We start from the raw sequence: 22,615 nt of genomic DNA on the forward strand, positions 1-22,615 counted from the left end.
GGAACCGTTGCCCGATGCCAAGCGTCCAGGCTGGCTGGAATTCCGGGCCCGCGTCCCCATCTGGGTGACGACCATGCCTGCCCTCACCCGCTTTCTGCTGCTCGCCGCCACGCTGGCTGCCGCCACGCCCGCGCGTGCGGACGAGCTCGCCAATCTGATCAATGCGTACCGCGCCGCGCCCGGCACCTGCGACGGCGCTTCGGTTGCGCCGGTTGCGATGCTGAACGTCGAGCCGGCCCTGTCCCGCATCCGCATCGGTCCCGGCACTTTCCTCGAATCCGCCCTGCAGCGCGCCGGCTACGAGGCCGCGCATGCGGAGGCGATCACGGTCACGGGGCCACCCGATGCGCGCGCGGCGATGGAGGTGATCGCACAAAAATACTGCCGCACCCTGCGCGCTGCGGAATTCGCGGCCGTGGGCACGGCGCACATCGGCAACGACTGGCAGGTCGTGCTGGCGCGGCCCGTCGTCATCCCGCCGCTGCCCAAGTGGCCGGACGCGGGCCGGGACATCCTCGCGCTCGTGAACGCGGCGCGCGCGCAGCCGCGCACGTGCGGAACGCAGGCGTTCGGTCCGGCCGGTCCGCTCATCTGGAACCCGCTGCTGGGCCAGGCCGCCCTCGTACACAGCACGGACATGGCGCAGAAGCACTACTTCAACCACAAGCAGCCGGACGGCAGCGTTCCGGCCGACCGGGCCACCAGGGCCGGCTACCGCTGGGCGCGCGTCGGGGAAAATATCGCGTCGGGCCAGCGCACGCCCGAGGAAGCGGTGGCGTCCTGGCTGGACAGCCCCGGCCACTGCGCCAACATCATGAATCCGACGTTCACGGAAATGGGCGCGGCGTACGCGATCAATCCGCAGAACCGCAACCGCACCGCCTACTGGACGCAGGTCTTCGGCACACCGCGTTGATCATAGCTCCACGCTATGCCATTCATAAAAACAAACATATTGCGCACAATTGAATTGCGCGCTATAGTTCAACCCATGGAAACGAACGACGCAAACGCAGCTCTCCTGCTCGACAACCAGTTGTGCTTCGCACTCCACTCGGCATCGCTGGCGATGACGAAGGTGTACAAGCCGCACCTGGACAAGCTGGGCGTGACGTATCCGCAGTACCTGGTGCTGCTGGTGCTGTGGGAGCGCGACGGCCTGAGCGTGTCGGACATCGGCGAGCGCCTGTACCTCGATTCCGGGACGTTGACCCCGCTGCTGAAGCGGCTGGAGGCCCAGGGCCTGGTCGACCGCTCCCGCGATCCGCAGGACGAGCGCCGCGTGGTGATCCGGCTGACGGCTGCGGCGCGTGCGCTGAAGGACGAAGCGGCCGGCATTCCGGCCTGCATCCTGGGCGCCACCGGTTGCGACGTGCAGGAAGTTGTAAGACTCGTCGGCGAAGTCAAAGCGATGCGCGACAGGCTCGCCGGCGCGATTTAAGACGATTTATGTGCAGTACGAACTCAACCACTGAAAGGATAACGCCATGACCACCAAACTCGATAAAGTCCTGTACACCGCCAAAGCCCACACCACCGGCGGCCGCGAAGGCACCTCCCGTACCGACGACGGCCTGCTGGACGTCCGCCTGGCACCGCCGAAGGAAATGGGCGGCAAGGGTGATGCCACGAACCCGGAACAACTGTTCGCCGCCGGCTACTCGGCCTGCTTCATGGGCGCCATCAAGTTCGTCGCCGGCCAGAAGAAGGTCGCCGTCCCGGCCGACGCGTCGATCGACGCCAGCGTCTCGATCGGTCCGATCCCGAACGGTTTCGGCCTGGCCGTGGAACTGGCCGTGAGCCTGCCGGGCCTGGACCGCGCCGTGGCGCAGGACCTGGTCGATGCAGCCCACATCGTGTGCCCGTACTCGAACGCGACCCGCGGCAATATCGACGTCACGCTGAGCCTGATCTAAGTCAAACCGGGGTCAGAGCCCAGATTTTGGAAATTTCCCAAAATCGGGCTCTGACCCCGGTGTTCGAGCAATAGTCCGCTGCTACGAGGATTCTTTTAGTTGATTAATTTTATCTATTAGATCCATATAAACGGATAGTTTGCACGAATACCCCGCAAGCTCTACCATGGTTATGAATAGATCGCAGCTATCGATGAATATTCGCCGATAGCTTAACCATGAAAGAGCCGCTATGACCCAACTCACTACCGCCTCCGGCATTCCCGTCGACGACAACCAGAACTCGATCACGGCCGGCCCGCGCGGCCCCGTGCTGCTGCAGGACTTCCACCTGATCGAAAAACTGCAGCACTTCAACCGCGAACGCATCCCCGAGCGCGTCGTGCACGCGAAGGGTTCGGGCGCATACGGCACCTTCACGGTCACCCACGACGTCAGCAAGTACACGAAGGCGAAACTGTTCTCGGCCGTCGGCAAGCAGACGGAAACGTTCCTGCGCTTCTCGACCGTCGGCGGCGAAAAGGGCTCGGCCGACACGGAACGCGATCCGCGCGGATTCGCCGTGCGCTTCTATACCGAGGAAGGGAACTGGGACCTGGTCGGCAACAACACCCCGACGTTCTTCCTGAAGGACGGGATCAAGTTCCCGGACTTCATCCACACGCAGAAACGCGACCCGCAGACGAACCTGAAGTCCGCACAGAACGTGTGGGACTTCTGGAGCAGGACGCCGGAAAGCCTGCACCAGGTGACGATCCTGTTCTCCGACCGCGGCACGCCGGACGGCTACCGCCACATGGACGGCTTCGGCAGCCACACCTACAGCCTGATCAACGACGCGGGCGAACGCGTGTGGGTCAAGTGGCACTTCAAGACGCTGCAGGGCATCAAAAACCTGAGCGCGACGGAAGCCCAGCGCCTGGCCGGCGTCGACCCGGACTATGCCCAGCGCGACCTGTTCGGCGCCATCGCCAGGGGTGACTACCCGCGCTGGAGCGTGGAGATCCAGGTGATGGACGACGCCCGGCGCGCCGCCTGGGAAGCGAAGACCGGCTGGGACGCGTTCGATCTCACCAAGGTGTGGCCGCAGGGCGAGTTCCCGCGCATCCCGGTCGGCATCCTGGAACTGAACCGCAACCCGGACAACTACCATGCCGACGTCGAGCAGGCCGCACTGTCGCCGTCGAACATCGTGCCGGGCCTGGGCTACAGCCCCGACAAGATGCTGCAGGCACGCCTGTTCGCCTACCACGACGCCCAGCTGTACCGCGTCGGCACGAACCACCAGCACCTGCCGGTGAACCGCCCGCGCTGCCCGTTCCACAACCAGCAGCGCGATGGCGCCATGGCCATCGCCAACGGCGGCGCGGCGCCGAACTACGATCCGGTCCGTGCCGATGTCCCGGCCGCCGGCGGCTTCGGCCACGGCGACGCCGGCTGGCCGGTGGAAGGCAACGCGGGCCGCTACGACACCCGCGCCACCGACGACCACTTCACGCAGGCGGGCAACCTGTTCCGCCTGCTCACCGACGAAGGCAAGCGCAACCTGATCGCCAACATCGCCGGGTCGCTGTCCAATGCGGATGCCGTTATCCAGGATCGCCAGATCGGGCATTTCCTGAAAGCGGATCCGGCGTACGGCCAGGGCGTGGCGGAGGCGATCCGCGCGCTGCAGAACAGGGCGTAATCACCGTTAGCAGTTTCCGACGGGCCGGGCGGCGTTGCTGTCCAGCCCTATTTGCGTCCTCAATTCTCACAAAAAATCACAACAAGTTCTTTATTTTCAAGGGCTTGTGGACTTTATTGTCGAGTTAGGCAATAGTTGTGTCTTTACAAAAACAAGATGCAAAAATGGCCATCGACGACACGCGGTTGGGGACCGCACTCCTGCCCCGGAACGGGACCATGTCCGGCCGCGCGGCAGATACGGCCGATGCCGTGCCGCGGCTGACCGACGGCCCGGACGACGGCCAGCCTGTCGACGCCGACCTCGTCTTCACGTTCAGCGAGGCGATCCAGGCCGGCAGCGGTACCGTGACCGTGTCTATCTCCGGGCTGCTCCAGGTGTACTCGGACAACGTCAAGAGCGCCGACGTGCACATCGACGGCAACAAGCTCACCTTGCATCTGCCGCAACACCTGGCCTACGCCACGCGCTACTACGTCACGTTCGACGACAACGCGGTCCTGGACCTGACGGGGCATCCGCTCGGTATCACGAACTCGGTGGGGTTCATGTCCGGCCTGAGCCCGGTCGCCCTCAACCTGACCGGCACGGACGGCATGGACACCCTGCACGGCAGCGATCTTGGCGACACGTTGACCGGCGGCGCCGGTACGGACTGGATCTACGGTCACGGCGGGAACGACCTGATCCACGGCGGCGATGAACCGGCGAGTGCATACATCGGCGACTTGATCGAAGGCGGCGCCGGCGACGACACGGTGTACGGCGATGCCGGCCACGACGGCCTGCTGGGCGGCGCCGGCAATGACCGGCTGATCGGCGGCGAGGGCAACGACACCCTGGATGGCGAGGCCGGCGACGACCTGCTGGAAGGCGGCGCAGGCAACGATACGTTCTGGACGCACTACGGCGTCGACACCCTGCGCGGCGGCGATGGCGACGACTCGTTCGCCGGTGAACACGCGGGCGTGCTGGACGGCGGCGCCGGCAACGACACCCTCACCGGCCACGACGGCATCGACTACGACGGCGGCGCCGGGGCGGACCGGATCGTCGTTAACGTCGACTCGTTCAGCGGCCTCGTGTCGCACGTCGACGGCGGCGACGGCGACGACGTGATCCACCTCGACATCGGGCTGAATACGAACGGCCGGATCAGCGTGACGGCCGGCGCCGGCCGCGACACGATCGAGCCGGGATCGTCCTATTACGCTTCCTACAGCGCGGACATGCGCATCGACGTCACGGACTTCACGCCGGGCAGCGGCGGCGACGTCATCGACCTGCGCGGCCTTCTGCCCTACGACGCGCAAGACAATCCGTTCGCCACCGGTGCCATCCGGTTGCAGGCCGACGGCAACGACACGCTGTTGCAGATCAAGCCGGGCACGCCCGGCGCCGGCTGGCAAACGGTGCTGCACCTGAACCACGTCACGCCGGACCAACTGACCGCTGCGAATTTTACCGGCGGCATCGATCCGAAGGGCGGCACGACCGGCATCGTCGTCACGGGCACCGCGCAGGCGGACACGCTGAACGGCATGCTGCTGGACGACACGATCAGCGGCCTGGGCGGCGACGACACGCTGAATGGTGCCGCCGGCAACGACGTCATGGATGGCGGCGACGGCGCCGACGAACTGCGCGGCGGCGACGGCGACGATACGCTGACCGGCGGCCTCGGCAACGACAAGCTGTCCGACAGCGCGGGCTCCAACCGCATGAGCGGCGACGCCGGCGACGACCAGTTGGGAGCCGACTCGTCCGGCGCCAGCCTGCTCGACGGCGGCACCGGCAACGACACGCTGTTCGGCGGCAGCGGCACCGATACGCTGCAAGGGGGCGCCGGCGACGACAGCATCGACGTCTGGAGCACCTACTACTTCGGCACCAAGTCGCATGTCGTGAGCGTACTCGGTGGCGACGGCAAGGACACGATCACGTTCGGCGCACGCGAACAGACGGCGATCGAGGCCGCAGGCGGCCATGGAGCGGATCTGTTCCGCGTCAACAGCATACCGGACACCGGCAGCATCACGATCACGGATTTCAGCACGGCCGACGGCGACCGGCTCGACCTGGGCGGCCTGCTGCCGCCCGACCTGAACGGCAATCCGTTCGGCACTGCCGGCTACCTGAGGGCGGAGCAGGCCGGCACCGACGTGCGCATCTTCCTCGACAGCGACGGCGCGGCGGGCGCCAACTGGAGCGAGAAGCTGCTGCTGACGCTCAAGGACACGCCCCTGTCCAGCCTGACCCCGGACGCGTTCGTGAACGGCTACGACATCGGCGGCGGCGGCCGCGGTGTGCAGCTGACCGGCACGGCCGGCAACGACGTGCTGGCGGGCGGCGCGCTCGACGACACCGTCACCGGCGCCGACGGCGCCGACAGCATCGCCGGCGGCGCCGGCCAGGACCTGCTGCAGGGCGGCGACGAAACGGTGCTGGGCGCCGGCGATACGGTCGCGGGCGGCTACGGCAACGACACTGTCGACGGCGGCGTCGGCGGCGACATCCTGCGCGGCGACGACGGCAACGATTCGGTGCTGGGCGGCCAGGGCGCCGACACCATCGACGGCGGCGCCGGCAACGACACGCTGCGCGGCGGCGACGGCCACGACCTCATCACCGACAACGCGGGTGCCAACCTGCTCGACGGCGGCGCGGGCGACGACCGCCTCGCCAGCCTCGGCGACTTCGCCACCGTGCACGGCGATACGACGCTCGACGGCGGCGCCGGCAACGACATCATCACGGCCGCCAACGCGAACGACGTCGTGCGCGGCGGCACGGGCGACGACAGCATCTGGATCGACCTCCGGGGCAGCACGGCGTACCGCGTGACGGTGGACGGCGGCGACGGCAACGACTCGATCCTCGTCACGCGCGAGCCATGGACCGTGGGTGGCACCGTCGAGGCGACCGGCGGCGCCGGGCGCGACACTTACCACTGGGGCCAGGCCGGCCAGTTCGCGCCGGACACGCTGACCATCACGGATTTCCAGGCCGGTCCGGACGGCGACGTTCTGGACGTGCTGTCGCTGCTGTACATGGCGACGCAAAATCCGTTCGCCACGGGCCACCTGCGCCTGGAGGCCAGCGGCGCCGACACGCTGCTGCAGGCGGACACGGACGGTCCGCAGGGCTCGGCCGGCTTCGCCACCGTAGCGGTACTGAAAAACGTCCTGCCCTCGGCCCTGACCGGCGCGAATTTTTCCGACGGCATCCGTCCGGACGGCTCGAGCACCGGCCTCGTCATCACGGGCACGGACGGCACCGACTCGCTGCGGGGCGGCATCCTCGACGATACGATCCACGGCGGCGACGGCAACGACACCATCGACGGCGGCCGCGGCGCCGACCTGTCGTACGGCGACGGCGGCAACGACCTGGTGCAGTCCGGCTTCGGCAACGCGCATCTGCATGGCGGTGCGGGCAACGACCGGCTGTACGGCGGCTGGTCCGGCAACGATACGCTGTCCGGCGATGCCGGCGACGACATGCTGACGGTCCAGGCGGGCAACAACGTGCTCGACGGCGGTGACGGCAACGATTACCTGTCGGCCACGAGCAACGGCGACAACGTCCTGTCGGGCGGTGCCGGCGACGACAGCCTTGGCGTCAGCGGCGGCAATGCGACGCTGGACGGCGGCCTGGGCAACGACGTCATCAACATCGGCAACTACACGAAGGCCGGCGTGGTGCAGGCCGAGGGCGGCGACGGTGCCGACATCTTCCGCTTCGCGCTCGGCGGCGCGATGCGCGTCGACGCCGCCGCGCACGGCGGCGCGGGCCGCGACGTCTTCTTCTTCGACGACGCGCTCGGCAATGCCACGGTCACGCTGACGGGGTTCGAGACCGGCACGGGCGGCGACGTCGTCGACGTCAGCGTCCCGCTGCGCAACCATGCCACCGGCCTGTTCGATACCAGCAACCCGTTCGCAGCGGGCGGCACGCTGCGCCTCGTCGCGCACGGCGCCGACACCGTGCTGCAGATCGACCTGGACGGCACCGGCCCCGGCGGGTTCGCCGACCTGCTGACGTTCAAGGGCCTGCAGAAAGACAGCCTCGGCGCCGCGAACTTCTGGAACGGCTTCAATCCGGACGGTTCGAACCACGGCTATGCCCTCGGCGGCACGGAGCAGGCCGACCAGCTCGACGGCGGCTACCTCGACGACACGCTGACGGGCGGCACCGGCAACGACACGCTGGCAGGCGGCTTCGGCAACGACAGCCTGCTGGGCGGCGACGGCGACGACGCCCTCGTGGGCGACCGCGCGGACGGCCAGGTGCTCGCCGGCGCTCGCTACGACGACTACCTGGCCGGCGGCGCCGGCAACGACGTCCTGTATTCCGACCTCGGCAACGACACCCTCGACGGCGGCGCGGGCGACGACACGCTGGCACTCGACTGGCACCTCAACACGCTGCAGGGTGCGCGCGAGACGGTCGTGGCCGACGGCGGCGCCGGCGCCGATCAGCTCATCGTCCGCACGCGCGGCCCGGCCGTCGACATCCGGCTCAGCGGCGGCGCCGGCAGCGACGTCTTCACGATCGTGTACGCCTACGTGCCCGAGGACGGATCGATCACGATCGCCGACTTCCAGGCGGGCGCGGGCGGGGACAAGCTCGATCCGTTCTCCGACAGCCAGTGGACGACCGGCACGCCCTTCTCGATCGGCCTCTACCGCTTCGAACAACGCGGCGCCGACGCCGTGCTGGAGCGCGATGGCGACCTGCCGGGCGGCCCGCAGGGCTGGCAGGACATCGCGATCCTGAAGAACGTGCAGGTGGCCGCGCTCACGGCCGACAACATCGTCGGCGGCTTCGATCCGCACGGGGCGCCTGCGCCCGCCCCTGCGCCGACGCCCACGCCGACGCCCACGCCGACTCCAACACCGACGCCTACTCCAACGCCGACACCCACGCCGACGCCTGCACCGACGCCAACGCCAGCGCCGCCCTCCCAGGGCTCGACGCAAACCGGCACCACCGGCACCGACCAATTACCGGGCACCGCGGGCGACGACAAGCTCGACGGCGGTGCCGGCGACGACGTCCTGCACGGCGGCCGCGGCAACGACCTGCTGGTCGGCGGCATCGGCCGCGACACTGCCACCTACGAGGGCAAGGCCACCGACTACAAGGTCACGCACGACGCCGCCGGCTGGCACGTGACCGACCAGCGCAGCGGCGGCACCGACGGCGCCGACGTCCTGCAGGGCGTCGAACGCGTCACCTTCGCCGACACCACGCTCGCGCTGGACACGGACGGCGCCGCGGGCCAGGCCTACCGCTTCTACCGCGCCGCGTTCGATCGCACGCCGGACCTGCCCGGTCTCGGCTTCTGGATCGGCGCGATGGACAAGGGTTCGTCGGTGCAGGATCTCGCGGCCGGCTTCGCCACGTCGAAGGAATTCAACGACATGTACGGCGGGGCGAGCAATGCCGATATCGTGGGCCGGCTGTACCACAACGTGCTGCACCGGGCGCCCGAGCAGGGAGGCTACGACTACTGGCTGGGCGTCCTGAACGACAGGAAGGCGAGCCTGTCGGACGTGCTGGCCGCGTTCAGCGACAGCGCCGAGAACAAGGATGCGGTCGCCGAGCTGATCGCCAGCGGCATCCTGTTCACGCCCTGGCAGGGCTGAACCGAACATTTACAATAAAACATACCATCATGACCATTTTCAATGTCCAGAACGGCACCATGTCCGGTGGCGGAGCCGCCACGGCCGACATCGAGCCGCCGCAGCTCGTCTCCAGCCCCGAGGACGGCACGGCGATCACGGGCGACCTGGTGTTCACGTTCAGCGAGAACATCCAGGCCGACAGCGGCCTGCTTAAATTGATGTCCGGAGGCGACGTCGTTTTCAGCGGCGACGTGGCGACCTCATCCGTTATTCATGTGGCAGGCAATACCCTCACCCTGCATCTGGCCAAACCGCTGGACTATGGCACGCAGTACCGGATCGAACTGGACAGCCACGCGATCAAGGACCTCGCGGGGAACGGGATGATCTACACGAGCTACACCTCGTTCCTGACCGCCCTCAGCCCGACGGCCATCAACCTGAGCGGCGACGATGACTACGACCTCCTGCACGGCAGCGAGCTCGGCGATACGCTGTCCGGCGGCCTCGGCAACGATACGCTCGACGGCCACGGCGGCAATGACCTGCTGACCGGCGGTCCCGAGGGTGACAACATCTGGAACGATTACGACAGCATCGACGGCGGCGCCGGCGACGACACCATCGACGGCGGGGCCGGCGGCGACCTTCTGAACGGCGACGATGGCAACGACCTCATCCACGGCGGCAGCAACGCCGACCAGCTCCGCGGCGGCAATGCCAACGACCAGCTCTTCGGCGACGCGGGCCACGACCACCTCTACGGCGACGCCGGCGACGATACGCTGGACGGCGGCACGGGCAACGACTGGCTGTACGACGTATCCGGCCGCAACGTACTGCGCGGCGGCGACGGCGACGACCAGTTGACCGCGTCCAGCAGCGACTATTATGGCGGAACGAGCAGCAGCACCGGCACGCTGGATGGCGGTGCCGGCAACGACCTGCTGACCGGTACCGACACGGCCGACTACAGCGGCGGTGACGGCGACGACAGCTTCGTCATCGACGTGAAATCGATCCAGGGTCCCGCCTCGAGCGCCAGCGGTGGCGCCGGCAACGATACGTTCACGTACCGGATGTATGACCACACGACCGGCCATCTCGTACTGACAGGCGGCACCGGCACGGACACCTACACGCCGCAATCGCTGGCCGCCCTGCCAGACAGCTCGGCGCGGGTCGCCGTCACCGATTTCCAGCTCGGCACCGGCGGCGACCTGATCGACGTGCGTTCCCTGCTGCCCTATGATTTCAGCGGCAATCCGTTCGCGAGCGGCGCCATCAGGCTGAAGGCGGACGCCACCGGCACGGCGCTGCAGACGCAGGTCAAGCTGAATGACGGCACCGTCGTCTACCAGACCATGCTGCACCTGGACGGCATCCAGCCGGACCAGCTCGACGCCAGCAACTTCGTCGGCGGCTTCAACCCGGACGGATCCTCGAAAGGCCTGACGCTGACGGGCACGAGCCTGACCGACGAGTTGCGCGGCCTGCAGGCGGACGACACCATCAGCGGCCTGGAAGAGAACGATTTCCTGTACGGCGGCGGCGGCAACGACCTGCTCGACGGCGGCAAGGACGACGATTACCTCGACGGCCAGGCAGGCAACGACACGCTTGCCGGCGGCGACGGCAACGATAACCTGCACGACGAAGCCGGCAACAACGTATTCCAGGGCGGCGCGGGCGACGATTCCATATCCGCTCTGTCGCCCGGCCACGACAGTGTCGACGGCGGCACGGGCGACGACACGATCAGCGGCGGCCGTGGCGACACGCTCGACGGCGGCGCGGGCAACGATACGATCACGGAATGGGGCGGCACCGTAACGCGCGGAGGCGACGGCAACGACACGATTTACATCCTGGGCGATAAAGACGCAACGACGACCGTCAGCGGCGGGGCTGGCGCCGATACGTTCATCCCGGTCAATGGCGTGACAGGAGGCACCGTCACCATCACGGACTTTTCCGCGACCGCCGGCGACATGCTGGACCTGCGCCCGCTCCTGCCGCTCGACTTCAGCGGCAATCCGTTCGGCCAAGGTTACCTCAAGGCGCAACAGTCAGGCAGCGACGTCAAGCTGTACGTCGACCTCGACGGCGGCGGCAATGCCTATACCTTGTTCGCGACCCTCACCGGCACCACGCTGGCAGCGCTGCCCGCCTCGGCCTTCCTCGACGGCTACAACCCGACCGGCACGAGCAAGGGTGTGACGCTGACGGGTACGGCCGACGCCGACACGCTGGCCGGCAGCGCCCTCGACGACACGCTCACTGGCGGCACCGGCAACGACATCCTGCACGGCGGCGGCGGCGACGACCTGCTCGAGGGCGGCGACGAGACGGCGGGCGGCGGCGACATCCTCGACGGCGGCGCGGGCAACGACGTCCTGCACGGCGGTGCCGGCAACGACACCCTGGACGGCAAGACGGGCAACGATACGCTGGACGGCGGCGCGGGCAACGACTTCCTGAGCGATAACCTGGGCGTCAACGTGCTGAACGGCGGCGCCGGCAACGACATCATCGACGACAGTACGTACCAGTACGGCGAGCATGGCCACAGCACGCTCGACGGCGGCGACGGCGACGACGTGCTGATGTCCTCCCGGGACGGCGACGTCGTGCATGGCGGCGCCGGCAACGACACCATCGAGGCCAGCGTGACCCACCTGGACTCCAGCCAGGCGTTCCACCTCACCCTCGACGGTGGCGACGGGGCCGACTTCATCAGCGTCAGCCGCGCCTACACGGGGGATCATGACGTCGTGACGATCAGCGGCGGCGCCGGCATCGATACCTTCCGCATCTCGACCAGCACGCCGCACGGCGATGCCCCCGTCATCAACGACTTCAAGGCCGGCCAGGGCGGCGACGTGCTGGACGTGCTGGCCATGCTCTCGTCGACGCCGACGGTCAATCCGTTCGGGCCGCAGGGCGTCCTGCGTCTCGTTCAGGACGGCACCAACACTGTCGTCAAACTGCTCGCGACGCCGTCGGCCAAGGACGGCACGATTCTTGTCGTGCTGCAGAATGTGGCCATCAAGGATCTTACGAGCGACAACTTCCCGCTGGGCATCCACCCGGACGGTTCCTCGGCCGGCATGACGCTGCAGGGCAGCGAAGGGGCGGATACGCTCCAGGGCGGGTTCCTCGACGATACCATTCACGGCGGTGGCGGCGACGACCACATCTACGGTAGCGGCGGCACCAACGTGCTGTATGGGGACGCCGGCGCCGACACCCTGGACGGCAGCTTCGGCAGCGGCCCGGACCATCTCCTGGGCGGCAGCGGCAAGGATGTCCTTCGGGGCGGGGGAAAGGACACGCTGGAAGGCTGGGACGGCGACGACAGCCTGGAGGCTGTCGGTGGCGGCAATCGCCTGGATGGCGGCGCAGGCCACGACCGCCTGAACGCCAGGAACGACGACCTGCTGCTGGGCGGGGAAGGCAACGACTCGCTGCAAGCCAGCGGTTTCGGCGATACGCTCGAAGGCGGCAGCGGCAACGACGTGCTGAACGCGGCAATCTCCTATGGGGTCACGTCCGGCTCCGCCAGCGGCACACTGGTGCTGGACGGCGGCGACGGCGACGATACCTTCGTCTTTGGAGTCCACGTCACGAACCCGACACTGATCCAGGCGCACGGCGGTGCGGGCCACGACACCTTCACTGTCATGGACGTGCAGGCGGCAACCGTCATCACGATCGACGATTTCCAGACCGGCGCCAGCCGCGACATCATCGACCTGACCGGTATCGCCCGCACCGACACCGAAGGCCAGTCGCCGTTCGGCGCCCACGGCAACCTCAAGGTCGTGCAACGCGCTGCCGACACGGTGCTGCAGGCCGACCTGGACGGCAACGGCCCGGGCGGTTTCACCGACGTCATCATCCTGAAAAACGTGGACAAGTCGACGCTCGGTGCTGTCAACTTCTGGCATGGTTTCAACCCCGACGGCAGCAACACGGGCGCGAACCTCGCGGGCACCGGCGGTCCCGACCGGGGGTACGGCGGCTTCCTCGACGATACGCTCTCGGGTGGCGCCGGCAACGACACGCTCACGGGCAATCTCGGCAACGACAGTGTCGACGGCGGCGACGACGACGACGTCCTGAGCGACGACGGCAGCTACGGCACCAACGGCCAGTACGACTACCGTCTGAACGGCAACGACACGCTGCACGGCGGCGCCGGCAACGACACGCTGACCAGCTCGTACGGCAACGACATCCTCGACGGTGGCAGCGGCGACGACACGCTGCAGATCGACGTCGGCTTCTTCCGCGGCGCCGATACCGTCCACGCGGACGGCGGCGACGGCAATGACCATATCGACGTGACCGTCTATTACGAGTCGCGCATGGACATCCAGCTGTCCGGCGGCGCCGGCAGCGACACCTTCGTCATTGCCGCCCCGCCGACCGCGAACGCCATCACAATCACCGACTTCCAGGCAGGCGCCGGCGGCGACGTGCTGCAGGCCTTCAATGCCGGCTGGACGGGTACGACGCCGCTTGCGGGCGACTACTACCGCCTGGACCAGCGCGGCAGCGACACGGTACTCGTCCACGATGCCGACGGCCCGGGCGGTACGCAGACCTTCCATGACCTCGTCATCCTCAAGAACGTCGACAAATCCAAACTCGTGGCCGACAACCTGGGCGGCTGGCCGGCGGACGGCTCCACGACCGGCAAGGTCATCGAAGGCACACCGGTCGCGGACGCGATCGAAGGCACGCCGCTGGACGACACGATCCACGGCGGCGACGGCAACGACGCCATCACCGGTGCGGGCGGCGACGACCAGATCGACGGCGGTCCCGGCGCCGATCTGCTGGACGGCGCCGAAGGCAACGACGTCGTCACAGGCGGCCCCGGCAACGATTCCCTCGAAGGCGGCGAAGGCGACGACACGGTGACGGGCGGCGACGGCGACGACCTGCTGGGCGCCCTCCTCGGCGGCAACGACCTGGTACAGGGCGGCGCCGGCAAGGACCATCTCATCGGCGTCGCGGGCAACGCGACCCTCGACGGCGGCGATGGCGACGACCTGCTGGACGCCGTGAACGCCGCAGACCATGCGCATCTCGTCCTGCTGGGCGGCGCCGGCAACGACACGTTCCGCAATCTGGGCAATCCCTGGCTGAGCGCGGTCGTCACGGCGACGGGCGGCGCCGGCCGCGACGTCTTCGAAGCGTCGGTCCCGGGCGCGCTCTACACGATCACCGACTTCCAGGCCGGCGCGAACGGCGACCGGATCGATATCAAGCTCGACCTCGGCACGGACAAGAACCCGTTCGCCGACCACCACCTGCTCCTGCGCCAGGTCGACAACGACGTGTTCCTCGAAGCCGACTTCGACGGCACGGCCGGCGATGGCCGCTTCTACCATTTGGTGAAGCTGTCGAACATGACCATCAGCCAGCTCACGGCCGACAATTTCGTGCAGCACTACGATCCGCAGGCGGCCGTGACGCCCACGCCGCCCCCGACACCGACGCCTACTCCAACGCCGACGCCTGCACCGACGCCGACGCCAGCGCCGCCCTCCCAGGGCTCGACGCAAACCGGCACCACCGGCACCGACCAGCTGCCCGGCACCGCGGGCGACGACAAGCTCGACGGCGGTGCCGGCGACGACGTCCTGCACGGCGGCCGCGGCAACGACCTGCTGATCGGCGGCAGCGGCCGCGACACCGCCACCTACGAGGGCAAGGCCACCGACTACAAGGTCACGCACGACGCCGCCGGCTGGCACGTGACCGACCAGCGCAGCGGCGGCACCGACGGCGCCGACGTCCTGCAAGGCGTCGAACGCGTCACCTTCGCCGACACCACGCTCGCGCTGGACACGGACGGCGCCGCGGGCCAGGCCTACCGCTTCTACCGCGCCGCGTTCGATCGCACGCCGGACCTGCCCGGTCTCGGCTTCTGGATCGGCGCGATGGACAAGGGTTCGTCGGTGCAGGATCTCGCGGCCGGCTTCGCCACGTCGAAGGAGTTCAACGACATGTACGGCGGGGCGAGCAATGCCGACATCGTGGGCAGGCTGTATCACAACGTGCTGCACCGGGCGCCCGAGCAGGGAGGCTACGACTACTGGCTGGGCGTCCTGAACGACAAGAAGGCGAGCCTGTCGGACGTGCTGGCCGCGTTCAGCGACAGTGCCGAGAACAAGGATGCGGTCGCCGAGCTGATCGCCAGCGGCATCCTGTTCACGCCGTGGCAGGGCTGACCGTCATGCGTGCGCGGCCAGCCAGGGCACGATGACGTCGAGCAGGCGCGCCGGCGCCTCGAGCGGGATCATGTGGCCCGTATCCGCGATGACGGCGAGCGTGGCGCCGGGGATGGCGGCCGCCATCTCCTGCGCATCCGCCAGGCTGCGCAGCTGGTCGTTTTCCGCCGCCACGACGAGTGTCGGGCAGCGGATCTCGCCTGAGCGTTCGAGGTCGCCCGGCCGGTCCAGCAACGACTGGCGCCGGAACACCTCGCCGCCGAGGCGCATGCCCATCGCGCGGATCCGCTCGATCAGCGCCTCGTTGTCGCGCTCTTTCGGGTGCAGCGACGTCGCGACGGCGGTGCGACTCAGGCCGCTGAAGGCGATCGATGGCGCCGCGTTGCCGATCGCGCCCTTGCGCTTCTGCAGCGCGGCCGTGTCGCCGCGGGTGGAGGTCGAGATCAGCACGAGCGCACGCACGCGGTCGGGCGCCTGGCGCGCGATCGCGCGCGCGACGTAGCCGCCCATCGAAAAACCCACGAGCTGGAAGGTTGGAGGCGCCGTCTCGAGGACGCGGCGCGCCATCGCCTCGACCGACGTGTCGTGGCGCAGGTCGGCATGGACGACGGGGCCGAAGCGCGCCAGCGCCGGCACCATGTCGTCCCACAAGGTTTCGTCGGCCATGAAGCCGGGCACAAGAAGGATAGCCATGCCGGCATCCTAACCGAACTTCACCCGTGCCGGATGGGCATGCCATCTATCCGGCACTGTCCTGAGTCGCCTCAAGGCGGACCGGCCCCATTGCGATTTTCATTGACTCTTGTTGCCCGGAAAAAACAAGGAGCCCCATGAAACCCTTCGCCACCATCAGCGTGCGCAACCAGCTCAGGTTCGCGTTCGCCGTCGTCATCGTGCTGTCGTCCCTCGCGACGGCCATCGCCATCTGGCGCCTGCAAGTCCTGTCGGACGACACGCAAGCCCTCACGCAGCGTCCGCTCGTGAAGGAACGGCTGATTTCCGGCTGGCTGCTGAATACGTCGGTCGCCGCCAAGCGCACCGGCGCCATCGCCCGCTCCGCCGATCCGGAACTCGCGACCTACTACGCCGCCGAAACGCAGGACTCGACGACGCGCACCACCGCGCTGCAGAAGCAGGTCGGCGACCTGCTCGACTCGCCGGAAGAACGCGCCGTGTTCGAGCGGATCGGCACGGCGCGCCAGCGCTACATCGTCACGCGCGACCGCGTCATGGCCCTCAAGAAGGCGGGCAGCGACGCCGAGGCCCGCAAGTTCTTCGACGACGAGTTCGTGCCCGCCGTGACCGCGTATCTGGGCGCGGTCAAGGCGCTGCTGGAACTGCAGCAGAAGGAGATCGACACGCGTGTCGCCACCGTGCTTGCATCCGCGGACCGCAGCAGCCACGTCCTGACCGCGCTGTGCCTCGCCACGCTCATCTTCAGCATCGGCGCCGGCACGTTGTGCGCGCGCGCCCTGTTCCGGCGCCTGGGCGGCGAACCGGCGCGCGCGGCGCAGGCGGCGGCCGAGATCGCGGGCGGCAACCTGTGCGTGGCCGTGCCGGTTGCCGCCGGCGACAGGGACAGCCTGATGGCCGCCCTCGAGCGCATGCGCGCGAGCCTGGCCGGCATCGTCGCCGACGTGCGCGCTGGCACGGGCACGATCGTGTCCGCCGCCACGACGATGGCCGGCGAGGCACAGGACCTGTCGCACCGCACGGAAAGCCAGGCGCAGGCGCTGGAAGAGACGGCGTCGTCGATGGAAGAACTGACGCAGGCCGTCGGCCAGAACGCGACCAACGCCGAGGAAGCCAACCGCATGGCCGGCGACGCCGCGCGCGTGGCGCAGCAGGGCGGCACGATGGTCGGCGAGCTGGTCGACACGATGGGCGCGATCAACGCGTCGTCCGCGCGCATCGTCGACATCATCGCCGTCATCGACGGCATCGCCTTCCAGACGAATATCCTGGCACTGAACGCCGCCGTGGAGGCCGCGCGCGCCGGCGAGCAGGGACGCGGGTTCGCCGTCGTCGCCGCCGAAGTGCGTGCCCTCGCCCAGCGCTCGGGCGCCGCGGCGAAGGAGATCAAGGACCTGATCGACGCCTCCACCCAGCGCGTGGCCGACGGCGCGACCCTCGCGGGCCAGGCCGGGCAGACGATGCGCGACATCGTCGACAGCATCGGCCGCGTCACCGGCATCATGAACGAGATCGTCGCCTCCAGCCGCGAACAGGCCAGCGGCATCGGCCAGGTCAATCAGGCGATCGTGCAGATGGACGGCGTCACGCAGCAGAACGCCGCGCTCGTCGAGGAATCGGCGGCCGCGACGCGGGCGATGCACGAACAGGCGCAGGCGCTGGCCGGGCTGGTGGAGGTATTTCGTGTCAAGACGACGTCCCAACCGGCGGCGGCACCGAAACCCGCGCTGCCGCCGGTCCGCCGGGCGCCGCCTGCCCCCGCGGCCAAACCCGCGCGGACGGCAGCAGCCCGCAAGACGCCTGCCACCGTGGAGGCGGACTGGGAAGAGTTTTGACCGCAGGCAGGGGGTTGTTGCCGCAACCGGGTTTCTCAGGCAACATCTTCCCTATCCTTTATCTTTACGCTCGACGCCATGAACCTGCCAGCCCACCAACTCACCATGACGGTCCTGATGACCCCGGACACCGCGAACTTTTCCGGTAACGTCCACGGCGGGAACATCCTGAAACTGCTCGACCAGGTGGCCTATGCCTGCGCCAGCCGCTATGCGGGCACCTATGTCGTGACGATGAGCGTCGACCAGGTGACGTTCCGCCAGCCCATCCACGTGGGCGAGCTGGTGACGTTCCTGGCCGCCGTGAACTACACGGGCCGCACGTCGATGGAAATCGGCATCAAGGTCGTGGCCGAGAACATCCGCACCCAGCAGGTGCGCCACGTGAACAGCTGCTTCTTCACGATGGTGGCCGTGGGCGACGACAAGCAGCCCGTCCCCGTGCCGCCGCTGCGCCCGTTCGGTCCGGACGAACTGCGCCGCTACGAGGAAGCCAAGGCCCGCAAGGAACTGCGCCTGGCCCTCGACCGCCAGCATGAAGAGCGCGCCGCAGTGCGCTCTTGAACAAAAATTAGGGGTTTCGCGCAACCCGTGCTATACTGCGCCGCCTTGGCCTGGTAGCTCAGTTGGTAGAGCAGAGGATTGAAAATCCTTGTGTCGGTGGTTCGATTCCGCCCCGGGCCACCAAGAATACTTCAGCAAAAACGCCAACCCTCACAGGTTGGCGTTTTTCGTTTCCGGCGCAGGAACTTAGTTTCCTGCCTCCCGTCTTACAGGTTGCGCTCCAACGCCGTGCCTGATACCGCCGTCGAGCGATGACAGCCCGACAATACGAACGGCCGACCGGCCGCAGATCGTGGAGCGACAGCGTGACGATGGACAACGGATCAGCAAGCGGTGCACAGCCCGGCGCGTGGAACCGCCAGCAGTTGATCGAATGGCAGTTGGCCGAGGTCCAGAGCATCGGCCACGTCGGCACCTGGGAATTCCACCTTGACCCCGCAAAGCTCGTCTGGTCCGCCGAGACCTGCCGCATCATAGGGCTCAGCAAAAACAGTATTGACGGCAGGATCGAGACCTTCCTGTCGCTGGTGCATCCGGACGACCGGGACGCGGTCGAGACCGCGATCCGGGACAACCGGCAGCAGCCGCGTCCGATCCAGCTCGAACACCGTATCGTCCGGCCGGACGGTACGGTACGCCATGTGCGCGTGCACGGTGTACCGTACCGCGACGAGTCCGGCAGGCTGGTGCTGGCCGGCACCGTGCACGACATTACGGAGATACGGCAATCGACCGAAGAGTTGCAGGCGATGTCGCGCAAGCTCCTGGAAACGCTGGAAGCCATGGCCGATGCGTTCTACACGCTGGATGAGCAATGGCGGTTCACGTACCTGAACGGCGCCGCCGAGCGCCTGCTGCGGCGGCCGCGTCATGAGTTGCTCGGCAAGGTCCTCTGGGACGCGTACCCGGACCTGGTGGGGTCGCATTTCGGGGCGCAGTACGAACTCGCGATGGAGCGCCGGCAGCCGCTTGCGTTCGAGGAATACTATGCCCCGCTGCAGGCATGGAAGGACGTGCGCATCTACCCGACCGAGGAAGGCCTGGCCACCTATACCTCCGATATTACCGAGCGCAAGCGGCTCGAGGAGATCGAACACGAAACCACCGAGCGCTTCAGGATGGTGGCCAAGGTGACCAGCGACATCATCTGGGACTGGGACGTGCCCAATGACCGCCTCTGGTGGAACGAGGGGATGCAATCCGTATTCGGCTACAGCGAGGACGTCCTCAGTGACGGCATCGACGACTGGGTGTCGCGGATCGCGCCGGAGGACCGCGAGCGCATCGTCAGCGGATTGTACGCGGCAATGGATGAAGGGCGGGACACGTGGAGCGCGGAATACCGCTTCCGGCGCGAGGACGGCTCGTACGCAACCGTACGCGACCAGGGCGTGTTCATGCGCAACGCCGACGGCGCGACGGTCAACGTGATCGGCTCGATGGTCGACATCACCGCCGAGAAGCAGGTCGAAGCCGAGCGCCGCGAGACCGAAGCGCGCAACCGGCTGCAGGCATCGTTGCTGGACAAGGCCCACGATTCGATCTCGGTGTCCGGCATCGATGGGCGGATCACCTACTGGAACCAGGGCGCCGAACGCCTGTTCGGCTGGACCGCCGCCGAGGTCATCGGCAAGACCAAGGCCGAGCTCCTGATGCTCGGCAAGGAATACCTGGAACACGCGCATCGCCAGCTCTTGCTCAAGGGCGAGTGGCACGGCGAAGTCGCCAAGCGGCGCAAGGATGGACGCGAGGTGATGGTCGAATCGCACCTGACCCTGGTGCGCGACGACGATGGCCAGCCGCAACGGGTGCTGGAGATCGACATCGACATCACGCAGCGCAAGCACGACGAGCATGCGATCCTGAGCCTTGCCTTCTTCGATCCCCTGACGCGCCTGCCGAACCGGCGCCTGCTGCTGGACCGCCTGCGGCATGCGGTCGCGGCGACAAAGCGCGACGGCCATGGCGGTGCCCTGCTCTTCATCGACCTGGATAATTTCAAGACCCTGAACGATACGCTCGGGCACGACAAGGGCGACCAGCTGCTGCAACAGGTCGCGCGGCGGCTCGAAGCACGGGTCGCACGCGACAGCGACACGGTCGCGCGGCACGGCGGGGACGAATTCGTCATCGTGCTGGAGGACCTGAGCCCGGACCGGGAAAAGGCGGCCCTCCAGGCCGAGCTGGTCGCAGAGAAACTGCTCGGGGCATTCAACGAACCGTTCCAGCTGGATGAGCATCTGCACCACACGAGCCCGAGCATCGGCGTGGCCCTGTTCGACAAGGACATGAAGGACATCGACGAACTGCTCAAGCGCGCAGACCTCGCGATGTACCAGGCCAAGGCGGCCGGCCGGAACACGATCCGGTTCTTCGACCTGCGGATGCAGACGGTGATCAACGCACGCGTCGAGATGGAAGCCGACCTGCGCCGCAGCTTGCAATCCCATGGATTTACCTTGAACTACCAGCGCCAGACCGACAACAGCGGCCACACAGTGGGGGCCGAGGCGCTGCTGCGCTGGCAGCGGCCGAGCAGCCAGCAGGTGTCGCCGTCCGTGTTCATTCCGCTTGCCGAAGAGACCGGGCTGATCTTGCAGCTGGGCGCGTGGGTGCTGGAAGCCGCATGCCGTCAGCTCGTGTCCTGGGACAGCCGCCCGGAAACAGCGCACCTGACGATGGCGGTCAATGTGAGCGCGCGCCAGTTCCGCCAGCCGGCGTTCGTCGACCAGGTACTGCACGTCATCGAGCGCACCGGCGCGGACCCGCGGCGGATCAAGCTCGAGCTGACCGAAAGCCTGCTGGTGGCGAACATCGAGAACACGATCGACACCATGCACGCGCTCAAGGAAAAAGGGATCGGGTTCGCGCTCGACGACTTCGGCACCGGCTATTCCTCGCTCGCTTACCTGAAGCGCCTGCCGCTCGACCAGCTCAAAATCGACCAGTCGTTCGTGCGCGACGTGCTCACCGACCCGAATGACGCCGCGATCGCGCGCACGATCCTCGGGCTGGGCCACACGTTGGGACTGGATGTGATCGCGGAAGGCGTGGAAACGGCGAACCAGCGCGACTTTCTCGCCATGCACGGATGCCGTGCGTTCCAGGGTTACCTGTTCGGGCGGCCGGTGACGGCGGAGCAGTTTTGAAAGCGGCTTTCCTAGGCAGGCGGTGCGCCTTCGCGCATCGCCTGCTTCAGCTGGTCGCGGAGCGCCGGGGTGTCCTGGTGACCGTGCTGTGCCACGGCGTGCTGGATTGCCACATCCAGCAACTCCTGTTCGCTGTCGGCCGCGATCGTCACGCTGCAATGGGTCGTACTGGGGATTTCGCGGCAATCGATATATTTGCGTGCCATGATGCGCTCCTGGTTGCGCCTGATTGATTGGTACCTGCATCGAAGTATAGGCACGCGCCCCCCGGGTTCAAGCGAACCCGAGGTGGCCCGTGCACGAATCGAAGTGCTGGAGACAGCAAGCCCCTTGCCGGACTCGTCGCGACGCAAGATCGAGCGGCATGGCACGTCCGGAAACGACGTACGCCAGGCACTTGGCAGCCTGCCATCCAACCGTTATGATCCATGCCTCCGGCTCAAACACACTGTCATGACGACCTTCCCGCCCTGCCCCGCCTGCAGCTCCACGCTGACCTACGAAGACGGGTCGGGCAACTACGTCTGCCCGGAATGCGCTCACGAATGGCCCGTCAAGGCCGAAGCGTCTGCTGAAGAGACGGCCCGCGTGTGGCGCGATGCGGGCGGCAACGTGCTGCAGGACGGCGACACCGTCACCGTCATCAAGGACCTGAAACTGAAGGGCGGCGGCGGCGTCGTCAAGCAGGGGACCAAGGTCAAGAACATCCGCCTCGTCGACGGCGACCACGACATCGACTGCAAGATCGACGGCTTCGGCGCGATGAGCCTGAAGTCGGAATTCGTGCGCAAGAGCTGAGCGGGCGATATCCGATCCGGTATCGACACCGGAAAAACCGTCATTGGACGGCCCTCGTGGATCGGCCTAGCATCATGCCATCGGACCGATCTACG

General features: G+C 67.5%; 12 protein-coding genes and 1 tRNA gene. 11 read left to right on the forward strand and 2 right to left on the reverse strand.

Annotated elements, in window-relative coordinates; translation table 11 throughout:
* Positions 1 to 73 precede the first annotated feature (73 nt).
* The 6 genes from P0M04_RS05320 to P0M04_RS05345 all read left to right on the forward strand — a co-directional run bounded on the left by P0M04_RS05320 (position 74) and on the right by P0M04_RS05345 (position 15,481).
* Positions 74 to 916, forward strand: a complete 843-nt coding sequence (locus P0M04_RS05320) for a CAP domain-containing protein (protein WP_259447918.1) — start codon at positions 74 to 76, stop codon at positions 914 to 916.
* Between the two features lie 75 nt (positions 917 to 991).
* Complete coding sequence (locus P0M04_RS05325; RefSeq protein WP_259447919.1) at positions 992 to 1,441, forward strand: MarR family winged helix-turn-helix transcriptional regulator; 450 nt, start codon at positions 992 to 994, stop codon at positions 1,439 to 1,441.
* Between the two features lie 46 nt (positions 1,442 to 1,487).
* Positions 1,488 to 1,916, forward strand: coding sequence for an organic hydroperoxide resistance protein (locus P0M04_RS05330; protein ID WP_259447920.1), 429 nt, complete (start codon positions 1,488 to 1,490; stop codon positions 1,914 to 1,916).
* Positions 1,917 to 2,148: 232 nt separating this feature from the next.
* A complete protein-coding gene (locus P0M04_RS05335; RefSeq protein ID WP_259447921.1) occupies positions 2,149 to 3,603 on the forward strand; it encodes a catalase in 1,455 nt (484 codons plus the stop codon).
* 164 nt (positions 3,604 to 3,767) lie between these two features.
* Positions 3,768 to 9,254: a DUF4214 domain-containing protein gene (locus tag P0M04_RS05340; RefSeq protein WP_281042374.1), complete on the forward strand. Its 5,487-nt coding sequence runs from the start codon at positions 3,768 to 3,770 to the stop codon at positions 9,252 to 9,254.
* A 29-nt stretch (positions 9,255 to 9,283) separates the two neighbouring features.
* Entirely contained in the window at positions 9,284 to 15,481 is a 6,198-nt protein-coding gene (locus P0M04_RS05345) for a DUF4214 domain-containing protein (protein WP_281042375.1), read from the forward strand.
* Between the two features lie 3 nt (positions 15,482 to 15,484).
* Here the strand turns inward: P0M04_RS05345 and P0M04_RS05350 are convergent, their stop codons facing one another.
* On the reverse strand, positions 15,485 to 16,174 hold the full coding sequence (locus tag P0M04_RS05350; protein WP_259447922.1) for an alpha/beta fold hydrolase: 690 nt from the start codon (positions 16,172 to 16,174) through the stop codon (positions 15,485 to 15,487).
* 137 nt (positions 16,175 to 16,311) lie between these two features.
* On the opposite strand from P0M04_RS05350, the gene P0M04_RS05355 reads away from it, so the two are divergent.
* From P0M04_RS05355 to P0M04_RS05370, 4 genes are all read left to right on the forward strand, one after another.
* Entirely contained in the window at positions 16,312 to 18,009 is a 1,698-nt protein-coding gene (locus P0M04_RS05355) for a methyl-accepting chemotaxis protein (RefSeq protein WP_259447923.1), read from the forward strand.
* 78 nt (positions 18,010 to 18,087) lie between these two features.
* A complete protein-coding gene (locus tag P0M04_RS05360; RefSeq protein ID WP_259447924.1) occupies positions 18,088 to 18,573 on the forward strand; it encodes an acyl-CoA thioesterase in 486 nt (161 codons plus the stop codon).
* A 47-nt stretch (positions 18,574 to 18,620) separates the two neighbouring features.
* Positions 18,621 to 18,696, forward strand: a tRNA-Phe gene (locus P0M04_RS05365).
* 128 nt (positions 18,697 to 18,824) lie between these two features.
* Positions 18,825 to 21,722, forward strand: coding sequence for a sensor domain-containing protein (locus P0M04_RS05370; protein WP_259447925.1), 2,898 nt, complete (start codon positions 18,825 to 18,827; stop codon positions 21,720 to 21,722).
* Between the two features lie 11 nt (positions 21,723 to 21,733).
* On the opposite strand, the gene P0M04_RS05375 is transcribed toward P0M04_RS05370, so the two are convergent.
* Positions 21,734 to 21,928, reverse strand: coding sequence for a DUF1059 domain-containing protein (locus tag P0M04_RS05375; protein WP_259447926.1), 195 nt, complete (start codon positions 21,926 to 21,928; stop codon positions 21,734 to 21,736).
* Between the two features lie 247 nt (positions 21,929 to 22,175).
* Between P0M04_RS05375 and P0M04_RS05380 the strand changes: the two genes are divergently transcribed.
* On the forward strand, positions 22,176 to 22,520 hold the full coding sequence (locus P0M04_RS05380) for a zinc ribbon domain-containing protein YjdM (protein ID WP_259447927.1): 345 nt from the start codon (positions 22,176 to 22,178) through the stop codon (positions 22,518 to 22,520).
* Positions 22,521 to 22,615: the final 95 nt, after the last annotated feature.

The organism is Telluria mixta (assembly GCF_029223865.1).
GTDB lineage: Bacteria > Pseudomonadota > Gammaproteobacteria > Burkholderiales > Burkholderiaceae_D > Telluria > Telluria mixta.